The 4,754-nt window shown below is 43.4% G+C and carries 6 protein-coding genes; all 6 read right to left on the bottom strand.

The features are described from left to right. Positions 1 to 289 precede the first annotated feature (289 nt). Complete coding sequence (gene rsgA / locus ACP45E_RS10035; protein ID WP_017037463.1) at positions 290 to 1,327, bottom strand: ribosome small subunit-dependent GTPase A; 1,038 nt, start codon at positions 1,325 to 1,327, stop codon at positions 290 to 292. Positions 1,328 to 1,337: 10 nt separating this feature from the next. Beyond that, positions 1,338 to 1,589: an acetyltransferase gene (locus ACP45E_RS10040; RefSeq protein WP_069584965.1), complete on the bottom strand. Its 252-nt coding sequence runs from the start codon at positions 1,587 to 1,589 to the stop codon at positions 1,338 to 1,340. Positions 1,590 to 1,599: 10 nt separating this feature from the next. Then, positions 1,600 to 2,778, bottom strand: coding sequence for a MerR family transcriptional regulator (locus ACP45E_RS10045; RefSeq protein WP_017033946.1), 1,179 nt, complete (start codon positions 2,776 to 2,778; stop codon positions 1,600 to 1,602). 373 nt (positions 2,779 to 3,151) lie between these two features. Beyond that, the gene (locus ACP45E_RS10050) at positions 3,152 to 3,274 is read right to left on the bottom strand and encodes a hypothetical protein (RefSeq protein ID WP_017037461.1); all 123 of its coding nucleotides are present in this window, start codon (positions 3,272 to 3,274) and stop codon (positions 3,152 to 3,154) included. A 40-nt stretch (positions 3,275 to 3,314) separates the two neighbouring features. Further along, positions 3,315 to 4,007 (bottom strand): SDR family oxidoreductase, encoded by a 693-nt coding sequence (locus tag ACP45E_RS10055; protein WP_017037460.1) that lies wholly within the window; start codon positions 4,005 to 4,007, stop codon positions 3,315 to 3,317. An 83-nt stretch (positions 4,008 to 4,090) separates the two neighbouring features. Then, the coding region (locus tag ACP45E_RS10060; protein ID WP_141707282.1) for an MFS transporter at positions 4,091 to 4,754 on the bottom strand (664 nt) is incomplete at its 5' end.

A 4,754-nucleotide genomic window follows, 5' to 3' on the forward strand; every position in this document is an offset into this window, starting at 1 on the left:
TGCTCGCTTTTTTTGTGCTCATATTGTTGGATAGACCATCGCAAAGCACGCGAATGGCGAGCACTCATCGCTCACTACATTGACTTCTGCTATTCATTTTTTTGCTATAAGTTAGCGAGGTTAGTGTTGGATTGTTTCTGTCCCGTTACTGGTTAGGGTAAATACTCATTCGCACTTTGTTAATACGATTTTGCCTTACTAAAGGTAATATTTTTCTGTATAGAGAAGTATTTTGATTAGATGATCAACAGAACCAATGGTTTGTGATTAATGATGATTCTGTAAATGGTTATCGAAACTTTTTAGCCGAACGTGCTTTCTCCTGAACGGAGTTCACCATCTTCGTAAACGTACGATCTTTCGCTCTTCTCTCCGCCAATGTCGCACTGTTGTAGGCTTCTTCGCGCAGCAGTTTTTTGTAGTTATCTAATCGCCTAGAGGATAGCTCTCCGCTTTCTACTGCCTCTCTAACCGCACAACTTGGTTCATTCTCATGCAGGCAGTCACTAAAACGACATTGAGATGCGAGGGATTCAATATCGGCAAAGGTAAGTTGAATCCCTTCTTTGACATTGCTCAGTTGTAACTCTCGCATTCCTGGCGTGTCCATCAACAGACCACCTCTGGGTAACCATTTAATTGCACGATGGGTAGTGGTATGGCGACCTTTGCTGTCTTGTTCGCGAATATGCCTAGTTTCCATTTCATGGCGGCCAAGTAAGCTATTGACCAGTGTTGATTTCCCTACACCCGAGGAGCCGAGAAACGCAATTGTCTTGCCTTTCTGGCAGTAACTTTCCAATACAGAAACATCTTGGCTATCCAATGCGTTAACACAATGAATACTTAACAGCGGATCAAGCTTTTGAACTTGCTGGCGAATATCATCAGGATCAGGGTGTAAATCGGCTTTTGTTAGCACAATCACAGGTTGAGCGCCCGCTTCATTAGCCAAAGCCAAATAGCGCTCAATCCGATTTAAACTGAAATCCTCATTTAATGAACTCACTATAAAAACACGATCAATGTTGGCCGCGATCAACTGACGTTTAAGAGCGCTCCCAGCCGCCTTACGTTGAAACAAGGATTGTCTTTCGAGTACACGTATTATTCGCTCGTGATCGAACACGACCCAATCGCCCACGCATACTGCGTCGAGCTTAGGCGGGAGATTTAATCGTAAAGTCCCATTGTCCCCCATCAGAACAACGTCAGATTTATGATGTTCGATAATTCGACCTAGCGAGCCGTTCTCTAACTCTTTTAAAGAAAGTTGCTGCTGGAAAAAAGGCCGCATACCTAACTCAAGTAATGAAGGAATTCTCATGTGTAACCACCTACCTATAATATGGATTGTCGATTGCGGGTAAGCATATTGGTTTGCCCACAATGTGAGGGATCACTTCACCGACCAAAGATTGTGCAATAACCATATAAAAGTCCTCATCTTTGGTTGGTAAAGTAAGAGAGTTTTCTACCAGTTTCGCCATTAATGCGCCTTCTTTTTTACCTTCTGAATCTGAAAATGTGTCATTGAACAGTGTAATGATTTCTTGAGTTTGTTCTTGTTTGTACAATCCGTATTTCATCTGTCTATCTCTAGCTTACTAGCTCTAAAATAAAGTACTGATAGGTAAAATCTTTTGCGGCACATCGTTCGTAAATCGAAATCTCTTTCTTAATGTCCAATAACGCCTGGGATGCCGGCATAACAGCTTGTAATTCGTGAACTCTGTCTTTCAACGGTAGCCAGTAGTTCTGCCAGGCATCGACACCTAATGAAAAGTGTTCGACTACGTGGTAGCCATGCTTTTTGAACAAGGCTAGCCGTTTAGGGATCGACTGGATATCGGGATAGTCTGCCAGCCAAAACTGTGTAGCCTCTTCGTCGGGAGAGTCAGTGAGCCAAACCAAATCACTCACCATCAAGACGCCATTGTCTTTTAACAGAGGCTTCCATTGTTTTAGTGCGTTCTCCATTCCCATAACGTACACACAGCCTTCCGCCCAAATGGCATCAAAAGACTTTGCCTGAAATGGCAATTCCGTCATGGATGCATAAACAGGAGAAATGCGCTCGTGTAACTGTGCGTTTTGGATTTTTTTATCGAGCTGTTCGATGGCAACAGGCTCATTATCCACGGCTGTAATGTGTGCGTTACTGTTGTCAGCTAGCAGTAATGTTGAGGTGCCAGTGCCACAACCAATGTCTAAAATATCGGTCATGGTCTGAGGCGACATTAATGAAATCGCTTTTAAAGAGTCCTTATTACTCCCTGGCCCCCACCTTTCTAATGTTGCAAAGATCTTCATAAAGTCTTTCATGTAACTATCGTGTTCGTTCATATCTTTTGATAACCACTTTAATCTGAGCGCTTCTTTTTCACTGTAACCCTGAGTACTTAACCAGTTTAAGTAAGCGCTAGGCGCACTTTGACTCAGAGAATGGTGTAACTCTCTTTGTGAACGTTCTCCAAGTAATGCCAGTAGCAACTCACGAGCGTGAATTTTTTTATCAATCTCATGGTTGAGTTGTGTTAGCCGATTTTCCAATAAGCTTCTACTTAACTTCGCGTCCAAGCATTGTTCGCACTCTTTCAATGAGAGACCTGCGCTTTGAAGTTGTTGTATCAACATCAGTCGCTGCAAATCGTTTTCGCTGTAATAGCGATATCCATTGTCAAGGCGCTGTCCTTTAATCAACCCTAACTTCTCGTAATAGAGTAGGGTGGTGCGAGAGAGACTTGCCTTCGCCGCCAATTCCGAAATCAAATACATGTTAGATTCGACCTAAGTGTTCTTAGTATCTGGATAGTATGAACTATAGAGTGATAGACAGGTCAAGTGAGCTTGTTTAAATCTTTCATCCATAATGGCAGAAATGAGGTGAGTTCTGAGTTTTTAGTCGGTAGTTGGTAGTTGGTAGTCAGTTTTCAATACCAGAGCTTATTTATGAATAGCTAAATTAGCAAATTGTCCAAATTCCTGTTGGCAGATGCAATACGAATATATACCCAACTAACAAAGAATTCGTTATTGCCCAGCAGTCGGTAGAGCTTCTGTAATAGATAATTAAATCAAACCGTTAAAAGCGAGCTTTGTGCTCGCGTTTTTGGTTCTTTATGTTGGATTGTTTCTGTGCCATTTCTCGTTAAAGGATTTCATCGTTATCCCAATCCCAGCCAATGTTGGCAATATCACGGGAGACTTTGTGTAAATACCAGCCGATCAAAGCGACAATAGAAAGGATTAAAACTATAAAGGTTAAAAGCATATCCTACCCTTAGAGTTTGTATGAGACGTAACGACTAGGCTTACCATGGCAATTGAGTGCCATCGTAGACAAAAAATGAACCTGAATGCTTAAGTTTTAAATTGTCGATAACATTAAGCATGCCTGTAACACTCTCTTTTACTGTTACCTTGCCTTCCTTTCCGCCCATATCGGTTTGTACCCAACCAGGATGAATTGCCATAGTCTTCACGCCCTCATCGGACAGTTCACAGGCCAGAGATTTAATTATTTGGTTGAGAGCGGCTTTTGATGCGCGATAACTGTATCGACCACCAGAGCGGTTGTCATCGATGCTAGCGAGTATCGAGGTCATCCCGATGATGGTTCTATCTTCGCCAGCAAGAATATTATTAAGTAAAGCTTGCGTGATTAACATGGGCGCAATGGTGTTGACCTTTAATACATTTATCCACTCTTTTTGCCCCATGTTGCCTAGGCTTTCACATTCATCTCCGCTCACTCCTGCGTTATGAATAAGTACATCAATGGCGGTATCTGCAAATTTTTCTGTCAAAGCGAGAATATGGGATTCATTACTCACGTCGAGCGGATGAATACAAATGGTGGGATAAGTTTGTACCAAGAGACACAAAGCCTGAGCTGTATTGATGTCACGGCAGCATGCAATCACACGCCATCCACGCAGAGCGTATTGTTTAACCAGTTCGAGTCCTAAGCCTCGATTGGCGCCAGTGATAAAAACCGTTTTCATTGTGAGGTTCCTAAGTTGATTCTAAGTAAGAATGAGTTGGCCAATGCAGTGCACTGACCAACTTGTAACCATTGTCGTGATGCTTACTTCACAAGTACGTTTGCTTGTTCCCACTGACTTTCTGCTCGTTTATCTAGGTGTCCACTGATTCGAGTAAGAATGAGCGCAACGAGCACGATCACTGCACCAATCCAAGGCGTATGCATTAAGCCCATTTCTGACACAATCATACCGCCGCCCCAAGAACCAAGGGCAATGCCCACGTTAAACGCCGCAATATTCAAACCAGAGGCGACATCGACCGCATCGGGGGTGAATTTTTCAGCCAGTTTGACCACATACACTTGCAGGCCAGGAACATTACCGAATGCAAAGGCGCCCCAAACTAAAATGGTTGCTACCGCGGCGATAGGGTTAACGGCAGTAAAGTTAAATATCACTAGGACAGTAGCGAGCCCTGAAAAAATAATCGTTAGCGCTTTAATTGGCCCCATCTTATCGGCCATTTTGCCGCCCCAAATATTACCAATCGCCACGGATACACCGTAGACCAACATGATTAGGCTGATTGCATTGGCGCTGAACCCTGTTTCCTGTTGCAAGATTGGCGCAAGGAAAGTGAAAGCGGTAAATGTGCCGCCGTAACCCAGTGCCGTGATCGCATACACCAGTAGTAGCCTTGGTTGAGTGAGCACTTTTAGCTGCGATGACAGTTTCGCTGCGGCTGGCTGTTTTAGGTTGCTTGGT

It is taken from the genome of Vibrio genomosp. F10 str. 9ZD137 (assembly GCF_049974785.1).
Taxonomy (GTDB): Bacteria; Pseudomonadota; Gammaproteobacteria; order Enterobacterales; family Vibrionaceae; genus Vibrio.